Annotated in this window: 12 protein-coding genes and 1 pseudogene; 4 read left to right on the forward strand and 9 right to left on the reverse strand. The window is 53.0% G+C overall.

The features are described from left to right. Positions 1–3: 3 nt before the first annotated feature. The 8 genes and pseudogenes from QN379_RS08380 to QN379_RS08415 all read right to left on the reverse strand — a co-directional run. Positions 4–195: pseudogene (locus QN379_RS08380) on the reverse strand (hypothetical protein); the annotation flags it as partial. 78 nt (positions 196–273) lie between these two features. Then, positions 274–1,400 (reverse strand): IS3 family transposase gene (locus QN379_RS08385; RefSeq protein ID WP_416348537.1). Its coding sequence is split into 2 segments (ribosomal slippage): positions 274–1,178 and positions 1,178–1,400, totalling 1,128 coding nucleotides; the frame shifts between segments, so codons are not numbered across the junction. A gap of 248 nt (positions 1,401–1,648) precedes the next feature. Continuing rightward, a complete protein-coding gene (locus tag QN379_RS08390; protein WP_323506449.1) occupies positions 1,649–2,770 on the reverse strand; it encodes a porin in 1,122 nt (373 codons plus the stop codon). 316 nt (positions 2,771–3,086) lie between these two features. Then, entirely contained in the window at positions 3,087–3,623 is a 537-nt protein-coding gene (locus tag QN379_RS08395; protein WP_322209411.1) for a hypothetical protein, read from the reverse strand. A gap of 147 nt (positions 3,624–3,770) precedes the next feature. Then, positions 3,771–4,724 (reverse strand): NAD(P)-dependent oxidoreductase, encoded by a 954-nt coding sequence (locus QN379_RS08400; RefSeq protein WP_322209412.1) that lies wholly within the window; start codon positions 4,722–4,724, stop codon positions 3,771–3,773. A 13-nt stretch (positions 4,725–4,737) separates the two neighbouring features. Then, positions 4,738–5,421 (reverse strand): 4-carboxy-4-hydroxy-2-oxoadipate aldolase/oxaloacetate decarboxylase, encoded by a 684-nt coding sequence (gene ligK, locus QN379_RS08405; protein WP_322210777.1) that lies wholly within the window; start codon positions 5,419–5,421, stop codon positions 4,738–4,740. Then, positions 5,414–6,481, reverse strand: a complete 1,068-nt coding sequence (locus tag QN379_RS08410; RefSeq protein WP_322209415.1) for an amidohydrolase family protein — start codon at positions 6,479–6,481, stop codon at positions 5,414–5,416. The genes ligK and QN379_RS08410 overlap by 8 nt, the downstream gene beginning before the upstream one ends. A 1-nt stretch (position 6,482) precedes the next feature. Then, positions 6,483–7,622, reverse strand: coding sequence for a 4-oxalomesaconate tautomerase (locus QN379_RS08415; protein WP_322209417.1), 1,140 nt, complete (start codon positions 7,620–7,622; stop codon positions 6,483–6,485). 139 nt (positions 7,623–7,761) lie between these two features. Here QN379_RS08415 and QN379_RS08420 point away from each other — a divergent pair, with 139 nt between their 5' ends. The 3 genes from QN379_RS08420 (at position 7,762) to QN379_RS08430 (ending at position 12,044) form a co-directional block, all read left to right on the forward strand. Further along, positions 7,762–8,967 carry a LysR family transcriptional regulator gene (locus tag QN379_RS08420; protein ID WP_322209418.1) on the forward strand — a complete coding sequence of 402 codons (1,206 nt, stop codon included), beginning with the start codon at positions 7,762–7,764 and terminating at the stop codon, positions 8,965–8,967. Between the two features lie 303 nt (positions 8,968–9,270). After that, a complete protein-coding gene (locus QN379_RS08425; RefSeq protein WP_322209419.1) occupies positions 9,271–10,599 on the forward strand; it encodes an MFS transporter in 1,329 nt (442 codons plus the stop codon). 140 nt (positions 10,600–10,739) lie between these two features. Beyond that, the gene (locus QN379_RS08430; protein ID WP_323506450.1) at positions 10,740–12,044 is read left to right on the forward strand and encodes a gallate dioxygenase; all 1,305 of its coding nucleotides are present in this window, start codon (positions 10,740–10,742) and stop codon (positions 12,042–12,044) included. Positions 12,045–12,154: 110 nt separating this feature from the next. Here the strand turns inward: QN379_RS08430 and QN379_RS08435 are convergent, their stop codons facing one another. Next, a complete protein-coding gene (locus QN379_RS08435; protein ID WP_322240116.1) occupies positions 12,155–12,760 on the reverse strand; it encodes a recombinase family protein in 606 nt (201 codons plus the stop codon). A gap of 185 nt (positions 12,761–12,945) precedes the next feature. On the opposite strand from QN379_RS08435, the gene QN379_RS08440 reads away from it, so the two are divergent. Continuing rightward, the gene (locus QN379_RS08440; protein WP_323506451.1) at positions 12,946–15,954 is read left to right on the forward strand and encodes a Tn3 family transposase; all 3,009 of its coding nucleotides are present in this window, start codon (positions 12,946–12,948) and stop codon (positions 15,952–15,954) included. Positions 15,955–16,118: the final 164 nt, after the last annotated feature.

Consider the following 16,118-nt stretch of genomic DNA (forward strand, 5'->3'; position numbering starts at 1 on the left):
AGCAAGGAGAAAGATGTCCTTGCCGTGGACCGGATGACTGCGATTGACTTTCGTCGCTATGTGTTCGGTTAGGTCACACGAGCGCAGGGCGTCCCACGTGCGATAGGTATCAGGGGTCGTCGTGGCGAAATTGCCGCCCAGGACGACGGACACTTTTATCTTAAGTTCGAGCATTGCAGCGACCGTATTGACCACGCTTTAACACATATCCTAGCGTACTATTTTTTCCGTTCACCCTGTTATGAGGTGAACTGTCAATCCCGGACACACGTCTCAAGCAGATTTTTTCTGCCGGTTAAAATTATCAGCAAAAGCAGCTGGGGATAAATACCCCAATCGTGAATGCCTTCGTTGACGGTTATAAAAGATTTCGATGTACTCACCAATAGATGCCTCAGCTTCGGCACGGGTGGCATATCGCCGATGATGTACCAGCTCATTTTTTAAGCTGCCCCAACAACTTTCCATTGGTGCATTGTCATAACAGTTTCCTTTGCGTGACATGGACGCTTGCATGTCAAATTGCTCTAACAACAGGCGATAAGCATGGGCGCAATATTGGCTGCCACGATCAGAGTGATGGATCAGTCCAGCGGATGGTCGTTGAAGTGCTACTGCACGCCATAGAGCACGGCTGGTTAGCGTTTGCGTCATCCGATCACCCATCGCATAACCGACGATTTCACAGGTAAAGACATCCTTAATACCAGCCAAATATAACCAGCCCTCTTGAGTCGGAATATAGGTGATATTAGTGACCCATACTTGATTCGGTTGAGTCAGATTAAACGTTTGATTCAGTAAATTGTCAGCCACTGGAAAGCTATGATTGGAATTGGTCGTCACTTTAAATTGCCGCTTTTGCTTGCAAACAATGCCTAACTGACGACGCAATCTCGTGAGCCGATCCCGCCCAACCGTAAATCCATCATTTGCCAATTCAGGCTGCAAACGTCTTACGCTATACGTTTCACGGGTACGTCGATGCGCTACTTTGATTGCTATTTTTAACCGTTCATCTTCGCAACTGCGCTCGCTCGGAACACGTGTCAGCCAATCGTAAAAACCACTGCGTGATACGACCAATACTTTACACAGTAGCTTCACAGGATAGTGGAGTTGCAATGTTTTCACGTGCGCGTACCGGGTAGCGACTCCCGTGCAAAGTACGCCGTTGCTTTTTTTAATATATCGCGTTCCTGGCGCGTTTCATGCAGTTCACGCCGCATTTTAGCTAGCTCTTCTTCCAGCTCCGCCACACTTCGAGATCCAGCCACTGTCATCATTTTGCCAGACTTATTACCCATGGTAAGAACTACCCATTTGTTCAAATTACTTTGCGACATCCCTAGTCGCATGGCCGCCTCTCTTCCTGACAGACCTTGTTCTAATAGGGGTATGGGGAGTAACGGAACAGAAACTACGGTTAAGCGTTACAGTTATAATGCTTCTTCCCAACTATAGATTTTTTATATATTGTAGATTTTTATTATCTTTTCGACCAGAATTAACGGTGTGCCCTCACATCAAACCAGAGATAGTTGCGAATGAACCCGCGTTCAGCCGTGTTGGTGGCAATGCGTAGAAACACGTCTCTACACAAGCGAGGCACCATGCCTCACCTGTGTGAATGCCTTTTTTTCAATAATTAGAACAAATGACGGATTCCGACTTGAACACCTGTTTCACTTTGCCCGGCGCCCGGCGTCAGAAAAGATCCATTCGTGATGCTGGCACCCGCCATCTTTAACTGCGCGGTATTGGAATTATTCAATCGCGACGCAACGGAATAAAGTCGCGTCCGTTTAGACAGATCGTAATTCACGATCAGGCTGACCTGTCTGGCATTATTCCCAAAAGAAGAGCTATCCTTGATCAAGCCATAGCCAGCAGCAATCGTCGTTACAGGGTTGACGCGATAATCTGCGGAAACGCTATAAGTGTTATGATAGTTACCAGGCGTGTTACCTACCGGACCGACGGTCGGATCGTATTTTCCCGCAGGATTGCTGAGCGCGTTGCCGGTCGTCGCCGAAATCACCTCATTCGCACGGAAATAGCCAAGATAGATTTTTCCGTGGCCATAGTCCACATTCCCGCCGGCCATGAATTCCTGAACGCGATTGGTGTTGGTAGCATTTGCCGCGATCAGATAAGCCAACGCAAAGAAAACAGGCCCCTGCTGCGTCTGTCCCGCCGCCTGATAGACCGCATTGCCCGCAATATTGCCAGCTTTTTCGCCCAGCGAGTAATGCAATTCAATTTGTGAATTATAAATTTTCGGCGAAGTATAGCTAATGTCGTTATCGACGCGCGCCAGCCAATTGGAAAAGTTGTTGTAAGCAGACCCATAGGTTGCTGCCCCGAATGCATCCATATTGCCGCTATAAGCAAACATTGGTGTGTTCTGGCGCCCGGCGCGCACTTCGCCGAAATTCCCTGAAATGCCTACCCAAGCCTGGCGATCGAACAAGCGAAAGGAATTTTGTTGTTGGCCTGTCCCTGGATCAAATCCATTTTCGAGATCGAACGTGGTCTTGTAGCCGCCGCCGAGATCCTCGTTACCACGGATGCCCCAGCGACTTGTCATTTCACCGTTGTTACCGAGTACCGTCAGTGAAGTGTGCTTACCTCCGACCGTTGACGATTGATAGCCACTGAACATATCGAGTACGCCGTAAAGGGTTACCGAAGACTGTGCGAATGCTGCTGAACTAGCGACCATTCCCAGCGATGCGGCCATTAATGTAATGTTGATATTCTTTTTCATAAATTTTCCTCTTTTTTTGTATATTTTTTGACGCATTTCATTCAGAAGACGCTTGTATTCTTCTTTAGAGTGGGTGCGACAGGTTGATTCGATATTCTTTTTGGCGTGTAGACAATGCCATCATTTATCCTGAATGCGCGAAAAGCGGTCGGCGCGCACCTCGCGCTTTAGTCACTCAAGGATGCGTCCATAAATCACCAAAAAGACGGCGGTGCAATCGCTCACCACGCGACAAGCAGCCTCTACTTATCGCGAAATGGGTAATGATCGTTACAGCGCCGCTCGTGAAGTATTTACGAAGGTAGTGCTAGCGTATTTATTGAATAGCCAATCGGCGCTTGACAGTCAATGCCAAGGGCACCGTAAAGAAGAAGTGCGACATGAATCCCCCGATGATCACGACAGGATCATAGTAATTAGGGTGGTTGTCGGAGGCGATCATGATCGCCACATGCATGATGATCCAGGCAAACATGGCGTAAAAAAGCGCTACTAGCGTTACTTCATACCCGCGTCGGCGAAAATACGGCCAAATGGCGGCAAATAAGACACCCCAGGCACTTGAGAAAATAAAGTGGATGGCGATACCGATGATGTAAGCCCATAGGCCGATCGACTCTTGCACCTCTTTTCCGAACACCAAGCCCGTTGCGTTTCTAGGAATTCCAGCCAGTGGCAATAAATGCTGCGCTCCTACCCAAACAAGGGCTTCGTAGATCCAGATAACTACTCCGCCGGTCAAACCAGCGATCACTCCGGCGCGTATGATTGCTTTCCAACTCGGCATTTCTGAAGCGTATGATGTCGAAACACCGTTGCCTTCAACGCCGCTTATATGTATGTTGCTAGCCATGTCTAATCTCCTCTTTTTTATTAAAAAATACTGCCTTACAAACATCACGTTTCACCACATCCTTCAATTGCACGCATACCGCGTACACTTTCGAATTTTCGCCAGCGGACATTTGTGAAACAATGCCGCTGTCATTGATAATCGTCACTAGTCAGCGGTCGCATTAAGTACCGGGTGCGGTGCTGTCAATTCTCCTGTCATCTCTTCTTTACCTGCAAAAAGTAGTCGTTCCGCATACTCCTGCCATGACGCATTCTTTGGGACTTTGTCGAACAAGCCGTCACTTGCCAGCGTAGCGACCCAGTCAAGTTTTTCTGCGATGCCGACGGCCATCAGTGGCGCAAATCCGGCCTCGCGCACTGTGGCGGCAGATTCCCGCATTTCTTCAGCCCGCCGCTTGCCATGCTGTACAACACGACTAAAGAAATAAGTGCCTTGGGCCGACCAGTCAATTTGCGGGAAGGTTTCAGCCAGCGTCGGCAGCACCTTGTCGGCCACCCCGTAGTACAGCGCGGTGCTGTAGCTTTCGATGACCAGCGTTTCCATACCTTTGATCATGATGCTGCGGCACATTTTGATTGCGGAAGCCACACCGATGTCGACGGCAACTATCGTGGCATCCATACCCCAGGCGCGCAGCGCAGGTGCCAGCTCGCCGGCTCTTGCACCACCAAGAAGCATTGGCACTTTAATGCCATGCGGCGGTACCGAGCTCATCACCCCGGCTTCCACATAATGGCCTCCTGCCTCTTCAATGGCCTGCGCCGCCTGACGTTTAGTACCGGGCGAAGCCGAGTTCAGGTCTAGGAATAGGGTACCCGGCCGAATATGTCGGGCTGCTTCCTGTGCCACCGCCAGCGTATTAGAAGCGGTCACCGCCGAAATAATCAGTGTTGCCGCGTCGCATAAGGCTCCCAAATTGGGGGCAATATCGATGCCAGCGCGAGCGGCAGTCTTTAAAAGCTCCAGCTCCGTACCAGAATTCTCAAGCTTTCGGTCGTAGGTTGTGACGGACGTAATCCCACGCTGTCCCTTGAGCCCGGCAGCAAATATCCTACCGACCTCGCCATACCCGATTATTCCAATGTAGTTATTTGTCATGGTGCAGGTCATATCAGTCGATGTAACGCAGCCCTGCCTTGGCCAGTAAATCGCGCATTTGATACATGTCCAGGCCCAGGACGCCGCTGGCAAGCGTTTCCCTTTTTTCGGCTTCATTGGCTTCGCGCGCCGCCGCCGCCGCCGCAGTCGCGGCCGCGAATTGGGCTGGTACCACAACGATGCCGTCGTCGTCGGCGATCACCACATCACCCGGATTGACCAGCGCGCCGCCGCAGACCACGGGTATGTTGACCGAACCCAAGGTCGCCTTGATGGTGCCCTTGGCGCTGATCGCCTTTGAAAATACCGGGAACTGCATCGCGGTCAGATCCTTGATATCGCGTACGCCAGCGTCGATGACCAGACCCTTGGCGCCGCGAGCACGAAAGGAAGTCGCCAGCAGGTCGCCGAAATAGCCATCGGTACACTCCGCCGTAACGGCTGCTACCACGACATCTCCCGGTTCAATCTGCTCGGCGGCGACATGCATCATCCAGTTGTCGCCAGGTTGTAGCAACACTGTTACCGCTGTGCCGCACATGGTTGCACCGACATAGATAGGACGGAGGTACGGTCGCATCAGGCCAACCCGCCCCATGGCTTCATGAATGGTGGCGGAGCCGAAAGCTGAGAGAGCTTCGACGTCGGCCTTACTTGCACGTTGGATATTGCATTTGACGATACCGAGATTATTCAGTGACATGATGTGTATCCTCTTGTTTTGTTTTAGCCTTCAGAGCAGCGTCCAGACGCGGGAATACACGGCGGGCATTGCCTTCGTAAATCTTGTAGCGGTCTTCAGCGCTTAGCTGGACTGACGCTTCGATATAACGCTTGGTATCGTCGAAATAGTTACCGGTCTCGGGATCGATTCCCCGTACCGCGCCGATCATTTCGGAGGCGAACAAAACGTTGTCAACCGGGATAACTTTGGTCAGTAAATCGATCCCCGGCTGGTGATAGACACAAGTGTCAAAGAAGATGTTGTTGAGCAGATGCTCTTTCAGTAGCGGCTTCTTCATTTCTTGCGCCAACCCGCGGAAACGGCCCCAGTGATAAGGCACGGCGCCGCCACCGTGCGGAATCACGAACTTCAACGTGGGGAAGTCATGGAACAGGTCGCTGGACAAGAACTGCATAAAAGCCGTGGTGTCGGCATTCAGGTAATGCGCGCCGGTGGTGTGAAAGCACGCGTTGCAACTGGTGCTGACATGGACCATTGCCGGAATTTGATATTCAGCCATCTTTTCATAAAGGGGATACCAGTGGCGATCCGACAGTGGTGGCGATGTCCAGTGGCCACCGGAAGGGTCGGGATTCAGATTGATGCCGACAAAGCCGTATTCGGTCATGCATTTTTCAAGCTCGGGAATGCAACTGCTCGGATCCATACCGGGTGACTGCGGCAACATCGCCGCGCCGATAAAGTTATCCGGGAACAGTTGCGATACCCGGTAACACAGCTCATTGCAGATCGCAGCCCAGGTGGCGCTGGTGTTGAAGTCGCCAATATGGTGCGCCATGAAACTTGCGCGCGGCGAGAAAATCGTCATATCCAGGCCACGCTGCTTCATTAGACGCAACTGGTTAGTTTCAATCGATTCGCGCAGTTCGTCATCGCTGATCCGTAACTCCGAAGGTTTCGGTCCCAGCTTCGGCGTCGCAAGGTTGGCGATCTGGCGATTGCGCCAATCCTCCAGCGCTTTAGGGGCGGTAGTGTAATGGCCGTGGCAATCAATGATTAACGGATGTTGCATATTATTTTCCTTTCCAGGCTGATGCGGGAATCATGACTTCGCCGCGCATGATCAGACGAGCGGTGCGAAGCAGGGCAGCGCGGGTAACGCTTTGTGGATGAGCAGGATCCAGTCCGAGTTCGACGCTAAATTCACCGGTCGGATGCTCGACCGATATGATTTTGGTGATGCCATCCGGAACGACAGCCAAGCCTTGGGCGACCGATCCTTCCAGTACGCAAGCGGTGGCCACGGTCACTGCGGCTAGTACGCCGATGGCGTCGTGACAGACGTGAGGAATAAAACAGCGGGTAGCAATATTACCTGCGGCTTGTGGTAGGGCAAGCAGGCACATCTTTGGATAATTTTTTTTACTGACGTCGCCCAGTCCCATCATCGGGCCTGCCTGTAGCCGTAAGGCTTCTAGTTTTCCCTGCAGTTCGGTGTCGGCGTCTAGCTGTGCCACGGTCTCGTTACCACTGCGGTTGAGATCTGCAGCCCGTACCAGCACCATCGGCATGCCATTGTCTATCAGTGTCGCGTCGATGGTGAAAGGCGCAACGTTACTACCTTGCACGGCGATGGTGTCCAGTACGCGTCCCGTTGGCAGCAACGCAGGGCATACTGAACCGGCTGTATCGAGGAAGTTAATAGTGACGGGTGCGGATGTACCGGGTACGCCGTCGATTCTGGCATCGCCGCCATATTGCATCCGACCGTTTGGTGTTTGTACTGTGATGTCGCATTGCATGCCGGTGTTCAGGGTCAACACTCTGACGGTCGTGGTGTCGCCTTGGGCAACGATGATGCCGCGCTCTAGCGCGAAGGGGACAACGGCGGCCAGCATATTGCCGCAGTTAGGCGTGGTATCGACCGTGTTGTTGTCGGGCTGCAATTGCGCAAACAGGAATTCGAGGTCAACGCCAGGCTTGCTGCTGAGGCCTACGATGCCAGCCTTGCTGGTCAGCGGATGAGCCCCTCCCAGTCCATCAATCTGGCGGCGGTCCGGCGAACCCATGACGGCCAGCAATATGCTGTCGCGCAAGGCCCGATCCTCCGGCAAGTCGGCGTTGAGGAAGAATGGTCCGCGTGAGGTGCCACCACGCATCAGCATGCAAGGCACCGGAAGCAGATCAGATTCAGTGTTAAATGTGGTGGTCATGGTAAAAAGGTCATCTGACTTGAATGTGTCTAGTATCTGCAGGTAAGCGCATGTCTTGGTTGCCTTATACCGCGATAAGCGTTCTAATTTGCTTATCAAGTTGTATCAGTGCGCGCGTCTTCAGCTATCCTCCTACCCCATGCCTATCCTGAACCTTCACCATCTTCATGTATTTAGTACCGTTGCTGCCACGGGAGGGATACGTCGCTCTGCGGACCTGTTGTATCGCGCGTCTTCTGCGGTGGGGAGATCGGTGGCGGCGCTGGAAAAACACCTTGAAATTCAGCTGTTTGAGCGCAAAGGAAACGGTATGCTATTGACGGCGGCCGGAGAAACCGTGCGCTTGCGGACCCACATTATCGAGGCGGAGTTGCGCGATGTTCGCGATGACGCGGTGCGGTTTGCTGCGCGCGAAGGCGGCTTTGTTGGGAGCATGGAAGCACTGTTTAATGAGCGCCGCCTGCAGAGCGCGGTCCTGCTGGCTGACGTGCATCACATGCCAAGCGTGGCACGTGTGATGGGCATGTCGCAGTCGGCGATTAGCCAAGCGATAACAAAACTGGAGGACGCTCTTGGGCAGACGCTGTTCCGTCGTACCGCGCAAGGGATGATGCCTACTGACGCTGGAACACGCTGGATTTTACGATTCAATCGCGCGCTGGTGGAACTGGATCATATCGTCTCCGACATTGCTGCGCTCAAAGGCGTGCTCGAAGGCGTCATCACGGTGGGGGCGCTTCCGCTTGCGCGCACGTTGGTGCTACCCACTGCGATCACATCCATATTGAAAAAGTATCCGCAACTGCGGGTGCGTTCGTTGGAAAGTACTTACGAGGAACTCACCGCAGGACTGTTAAGCGGTCGGATCGATTTCATTATCGGCGCGCTACGAACCCCAACCGAGAACGGGCTGCAGGCGTCGACTTTGCTTCAGGACCAGACCGCGGTGATCGCCCGAGCCGACCATCCGTTGGCATCAAAGCCCGTGCTAAGCTTTGATGATTTGCAACAGTACGCCTGGGTGTTATCCCGTGCCGGGACGCCGCTACGCGTGTCGTTGGAACAATTTTTTCAAGACCACGGTAGAAAACCGCCACAACCCGCAGCAGAAACAGGAGACCTTGCCCTCCTTCGCGGACTGCTTGTGTCAAGCGATATGATCACTGTGCTGTCTGCTCATCAGCTGCATTATGAAATTACCACTGGGCAGTTGACGGTATTGCGGTTTCCAATGGATGGTCTCAACCGGCAAATTGGCGTGACAACGCGTGCCGGCGCTTACTTGTCTCCCGGTGCAACTGCGCTGTTGGCAGAACTTCAATCCGTGGCCGAAACTTGGCAATAGCGCATCTTTTATCGGTCTTACCTCGATAAGTTCGCCACTGCACAGAAAGTCATAATTTCGCAGCGTGAGACTAGATACGTCTGTATTTAGTCCACGACCTGAGTGTGCCACCTACCTCCAATAAGTAAATTGCAACGCTCTCGAAGCTCAGAGCAATGCGACATACAGGCACTCTGCGTAGACTTCAATTATCAAGTGACGACATCTGCGTGCCAGCAGTAACAGCGTCTTGGTGGCCCGCTACTGCGGTAATTAGCCCCATAAATTACAAAAACAATAATTGAATTTCTCTCAGGAGACGAAATGACACCTTCTCAAACGCTCGATGTTCGGGCTTATATTAATGACCGGAAAATGACCAGTTACCAATGGTTATTGCTTGGGCTTTGCTTTCTCATCGTGGCGACTGATGGTATGGATGTCGCCATCATGGGTTTTCTCGCGCCGGGCATCACCAATGAGTGGGGTATTAGCCGTGCGGTCTTTGGTCTTGTGATGAGCGCCGCCCCACTCGGTCTGGCTGTCGGCGCATTGCTTGTCGGCCCTCTCTCGGACCGATTCGGTCGCAAAAAATTATTAATGACCGCCGTGGCGTTGTTCAGCATATTCAGTATCCTGAGCGCCTACAGTACAGGCGTGACATCGTTGTCTGTTCTGCGCTTTCTGACCGGACTTGGGTTAGGTGCGGCCATGCCGAGCACTACCACGCTGTTATCGGAGTATCTGCCCGAGCGGTCACGCAGCACGTTGTTGGCGTTGATGTTCACCGGGTTTAATCTCGGTTCGGCTCTGGTCGGGTTCGGTGCCGCGGCGTTGTTGCCGCATTACGGATGGCGCACGGTGTTGATGGTCGGCGGTGCGATTCCACTGGCCTGTCTGCCATTTTATTTGTGGCTCATACCTGAATCAGCACGCTTTTTGGTAGTACGAAACTTTTCCAGTGACAAGATCGCGCGTACCCTGCGGAAAGTTTGCGGTGGCAGCTTTTCCAGCGGTACGCGCTTCGTTCTCAATGAACCACCGGTACAAAAAGGCATGTCTGTAAAAGCATTACTGTCGCCGTCCTATCGCAAGATGACGATCGCGCTATGGGTTACCTATTTCATGGGATTGCTGGTCATCTATCTTCTCAGCGGCTGGTTGCCGACGCTTATTAAAGATGCTGGCCTGCCAATCGAGCGTGCCGCAAATCTCACCGCGCTGTTCCAGCTCGGTGGCACCGTTGGTGCTTTGGTCGTAGGTTACTACATGGATAAATTGACGCCGAACCGTGTTATTGCAACGGCATATATTGGCGGAGCGATATTCATTGTGTTGCTGGCTTCGGGCAGCGTCGTCTCAAGCTTGTTCGGCGTATATGTACTGCTTGCGGGCTTCTGTATGAGCGGTGCGCAGACCGGCATGAATGCTTTCGCACCGGCATGCTATCCGACTGCAGTGAGAGCGACGGGCGTGAGCTGGATGTTGGGCATCGGCCGCTTTGGCAGCATCTCCGGCTCGTTTGCCGGTGGTCTAATGCTATCGATGGGATGGGGATTCAGCGCGGTCATCGCTATTCTTGCAGTGCCCGCGATGATCGCAGCATTTTCAATTGTTTTCACCAAGTTTGCCCCCCGCACCGCGAGCGCATAAGGCATGCCGGATGAACGTTAAGCAGGTACGCCCCGCTATCCGTTTGTCCGGCAATTCCATTGGAACTGGCGCAATATGACTATCGCATTTTTCCTTTCTACACATTAAGTCTGTGCCTACGCGCGGATCAGGAGCTCATTATGGCCACCATCATCGGCGCGATAGCGTCATCCCACACTCCCACGATTGGCTTTGCGCTGGATACCGGCAAGCAACAGGACCCAGCTTGGGCTCCCATCTTCAAGGCTTACGAACCGGTCAGGCAATGGCTTTCGGAAAAAAAACCAGATGTGATTCTGATGATCTACAACGATCACGTCACCTCTTTCTTCTTCGATCATTATTCTGCGTTCGCACTCGGCATCGGTGATTCCTGGCGGGTTGCAGATGAAGGCGGCGGTGCGCGTGCATTGCCGCCAGTCGACGGCCATCCCGCACTGTCGCGGCATATCGGTGCGTCGCTCATGGCCGACGAGTTCGATATGTCTTTTTTCCAGGATAAAGGGCTGGACCACGGCTGCTTTTCTCCGCTCTCTATTCTGTGGCCAAACACACCAAGCTGGCCCGGTGCCATCGTGCCACTGCAGGTGGGCGTGCTGCAATTCCCGGTGCCATCCGCACGCCGTTGTTACAAGCTGGGTCATGCGTTGCGACGTGCAATTGAAAGCTATCCCGACGATATAAAGGTCGTACTGGTTGCCACCGGTGGACTATCCCACCAAGTACATGGTGAGCGCGCCGGATTTAACAATACCCCGTGGGACCACGAATTTCTGAACCTGATTGAAAACGACCCTGAATCCCTCACCAACATGACCCATGCCGATTTTGCGCGGCTAGGCGGATTTGAAAGCGCCGAGGTCATCATGTGGCTCATCATGCGCGGCGCTATGTCAAGTCACATCAAGTGCCTGCATAAAGACTACTACCTGCCGTCCATGACCGGCATCGCCGTTGCGCTGTATGAGAACGACGCTACCGCGTCAGAGGCTGTCACTGCGCGCGCCCGTGAAGAACATCTGAAGCACATGAATCACCAATTAGCGGGTATCGAAAACTTGCCCGGGACCTATCCTTACACGCTTGAGACCAGCGTGCGGACCTACCGCATAAACAAGTATCTCCATCAACTGGTAGAGCCAGATTTTCGGGTACGTTTTCTTGGCGATGCCGAAAGCACCTTTGAGGAAGCGGGGTTGACCGAGGTAGAGAGGAAGATGATTTCTGAGCGCGACTGGCGGGCCATGATTCACTACGGCGTTATTTTCTTTTTGTTAGAAAAGCTAGGAGCAGTCGTCGGAGTGTCCAACCTGCATATTTATGCCGCCATGCGCGGCGAATCATTGGATACATTTCGCCAGACGCGCAATGCGCCAGGTGCACTGTATTCGGTGGCAGGAAAGGTAGATAAGGATTTAGCATGGAATAGCGAAATCAGGAAATGAATCGTCATAAAGTTGACTTGATATGTGATCGATAATTTGATTTTGTCGAGCAATCAACCTTATGAAACAGATTTTGGGTGGACTATAAGACTCACACCTAATTAGCCCTTTTATAGCAATTTCTGGCCGTCCGGCCGGAGTTCTCCCTGAGGAGAAACGTGCCGATACAACGTCTGCCGGGTAATTCCCATTTCGTCGCAAAGATCGCCTACGGTTGTCTCAGGCTGCCCCATGGCAGCCATTGCCAGACGCAGCTTGGCAGGTGTCATTTTGAATGGTCTCCCACCTTTTCGGCCCCGGGCGCGTGCCGAAGCCAGTCCGGCAATGGTACGTTCGGAAATGAGTTCTCGTTCGAACTCAGCCAACGCGGCGAAGATACCAAAGACCAGTTTGCCAGCGGCGGTCGTGGTATCTATTGCTACACCATCTCCGGATAACACCTTGAGTCCCACACCTCGACCGGTTAGATCATGCACCGTGTTGATGAGATGACGTAAATTCCGGCCGAGCCGATCCAGTTTCCACACCACCAAGGTATCGCCTTCGCGCAATGCTTTGAGGCACGCGGTGAGGCTGGGGCGATCTTCTCGTTTGCCAGAAGCTTGGTCTTCATAAAGATGTTTTGGATCGACGCCAGCAGCCACCATAGCATCGTGCTGCAAGTTGGTGTTCTGGGAGCCGTCCGCCTTTGATACGCGCATGTAGCCAACTAGCATATTTTTACCTGTCACTCACTTGTCACTTATACGGTCGATTATGTGACATTGTCCCGCAGTATTACTTCTTCAACAAAATTTGTCACTTAACCCGTTATTTATTGTATGACATACAAAGGGCTATAATCGATAAAAATGTGACACCAATTCGACCCATTCGACCCACGTTCTTATGATCATTTATTGTGCCTGTTAATTTTCTTACTCCTAGTCAGATTCGGAGCCATGGCCGTTACGATGGTCCGCCTACCGTAGACGAACTCTCACGCTATTTTCATCTGGACGACACCGATCATGCGTTAATCAATACGCGTCGGGAAAAACACACCAGGCTTGGATTTGCACTTCAACTCGCCACCGTCCGGTTTCTCGGTACCTTTCTCGATGATCCGGCGGACGTCCCCAACGAAGTTATCAGGATACTGAGCCAGCAACTGGCGATTGACGATGGCGATTACCTTTCAAAATACCGCAATAGTCGGCAACGCTGGGAACACGCGGCTGAAATACGCAGGCATTACGGTTACCGGGAATTTGCCGAGTATCCGGTTGGTTTCCGTCTGGGGCGATGGCTCTATGCCTTGTGCTGGACCGGAACCGATCGGCCGAGCGTGCTGTTCGAGCACGCCACTACTTGGCTATTGACCGGCAAGGTTCTACTGCCAGGCGCGACCGTGCTGGAACGTTTTATCGCGCGATTACGGCAGCGCGTGGAAACGCGGCTCTGGCGCATGTTGGCGCACGGACTGAGTCTCGAACAGCGTATGCGGTTAGATGACTTACTCACGGTTCCGGCAGGCAACCGCAATTCGACGCTTGACCGACTGCGTACCGGTCCGGTTATGGTCAGTGCCTCGGCGCTGGTGCGCGCTCTTTTGCGCATCGAGGCCATTCGTGCGTTAGAAATTAGGTTGCCGGGGACGGCAAAAATTCCGCCGAGTCGCATTGCCGCGTTGGCCCGCTTCGCCAACACATCGAAAGTCACGGTGGTGTCTAGACTGCCTGAGGCACGCCGCATGGCAACGCTGGTGGCTTTCGTTTATACGCTGGAAGCCACAGCGCAGGACGATGCGTTGGAAGTCATGGAAATATTGCTGCATCAGTTGTTCAGCGGCGCGATGAAAGTTGATCAAAAAGCGCGCCTGCGAAGTCTGAAAGATCTGGATGCGGCAGCGACGGTGTTGGCGCAGGCTTGTGCATTTCTGCTCGACGTCGAATTGCCCGATAAAAAGTTGCGCGCAACGGTGTTCGAGAAAATTCAACAGGAACGACTCGCTGAAGCTATGCAAAAGGTGAGCCCCTTAGTTCGGCCGCCACAAGACGTTTTTTATCGGGAACTACACGCCCGTTATCTTAGGGTGCGGCGGTTTTTGCCTTCGCTACTACAACATATACATTTTGGTGCCGGACCCGCCGGCCGCACTGTGCTGGAAGCCATCAAATATCTGCATGTGCATGAAATCGATCATAAACGGAAGATCGATCCTCCGATGGCGATCGTGACGAAAGCATGGTTACCGCATGTGATCCCGGGAGAGGGCCGACTGGATCAACGAGCGTATATGTTTTGTGCGCTTGATCAGTTGCGTTCTGCATTGCGGCGACGCGATGTATTTGCTGAGCCAAGTTGGCGCTACGCCGATCCGCGCAAAGGATTATTGTCAGACGCCGACTGGACGGCGACGCGACCGGTTATTTGCCGCACGCTCGGATTTTCTTCGGACGTCACACCGGTGCTGGCGGGCTTGGCGACAGAACTGGATCAAACGTATCGCGCTGTGGCGGCACGCCTGCCGGAAAATCCGGCTGTGCGCATTGTGTGCAATAACGAGCAACATGATCTCGTTCTGAGTCCGCTTGACAAGATCGAAGAGCCATCCTACTTGCTGGCATTGCGAGCAGAAGTGGCGGCGCGTCTGCCGCGTGTCGATGTGGCGGAAATTCTGCTTGAGATTGCCGCCCGTACCGATTTTGCGGAGGCGTTCACGCATGTGAGCGAACGCGAGGCGCGGGCGGCCGACTTGGTCACCAGTGTCTGCGCCGTATTACTGGCCGAATCGTGCAACACCGGATTTGAGCCTTTGGTGCGGCAAGATGTCGCGGCCCTGCGACGTGATCGACTGTCTTGGGTCAATCAAAATTACATTCGCGATGAAACGCTGATTGCCGTGAACATGCGTCTGGTGTCGGCGCAAAACAAGATCGGATTGGCGCATGCCTGCGGCGGAGGCGAAGTCGCTTCTGCTGATGGCATGCGTTTCGTAGTTCCGGTGCGCACCGTGCACGCCGGACCAAATCCCAAGTATTTTGGTATAGGCCGCGGCGTTACCTGGTACAATATGCTGTCCAGCCAATTTACTGGCTTGAATGCCATCACGGTACCCGGTACATTGCGCGATAGCCTGGTCTTACTAGCCGTCGTGCTGGAACAGCAAACCGAGCTGCAGCCGACCCACATCATGACCGACACGGGCGCTTATACGGACATCATCTTCGGTCTGTTTAGATTGCTGGGATATCGCTTCAGTCCTCGCCTTGCCAATGTCGGTGGCACGCGGTTTTGGCGCATCGACCCCGATGCCGATTACGGCCCGCTCGACAAGATTGCGAAACAACGGGTCAACATGGCACTGGTCGCTGAGCAATGGGACGATATTTTGCGCTTAATCGGTTCGCTGAAGTTAGGACGGATACCGGCTACAGGGATCATGCGCACGCTGCAGGTCGGCGACCGGCCTACGCGACTGGCCAAAGCCCTGGCAGAATTCGGACGTATTGAGAAATCGTTACACACACTGACCTTCATCGATGATGAAACCAAACGCCGTAATATTCTGATTCAGCTAAACCGTGGCGAAAGCCGCCACGCTCTTGCGCGGGCCATATTCCACAGAAAACGTGGCGAGTTGCATCAGCGTTATCGAGAAGGCCAGGAAGACCAACTGGGTGCTTTGGGGCTGGTCGCCAATGTCATAGTATTGTGGAATACCATTTATATGGAAGCGATTTTGAACAAACTACGCTGTGAAGGTTACGTGGTGATAGACGAAGATGTGGCGCGATTGTCACCCTTGATTCATGAGCATATCAACATGATGGGACGCTATTCTTTCGCGGTTCCAGAATCTGTGCTTCGCGGAGAATTGCGACCGCTTAGGTCGCCGGGCGATACGGATAGGGAGTCTATTCCGTAACCTTTTATATGAAAATTTTGTGGCTATCTAGTGTTTATATGACTTTTAGACTTAATCGCAGTTTCTGTTCCGTTGCTCCCCACACCCCTAATACCATTTTTACCGCTTCAGCTTTGTACTCGTCGCTGTATCTCTTTTGCGTTTTCATCCACACTCCTTTGAAC

The sequence above is a fragment of the Glaciimonas sp. Gout2 genome, from assembly GCF_035018905.1.
GTDB lineage: Bacteria > Pseudomonadota > Gammaproteobacteria > Burkholderiales > Burkholderiaceae_D > Glaciimonas.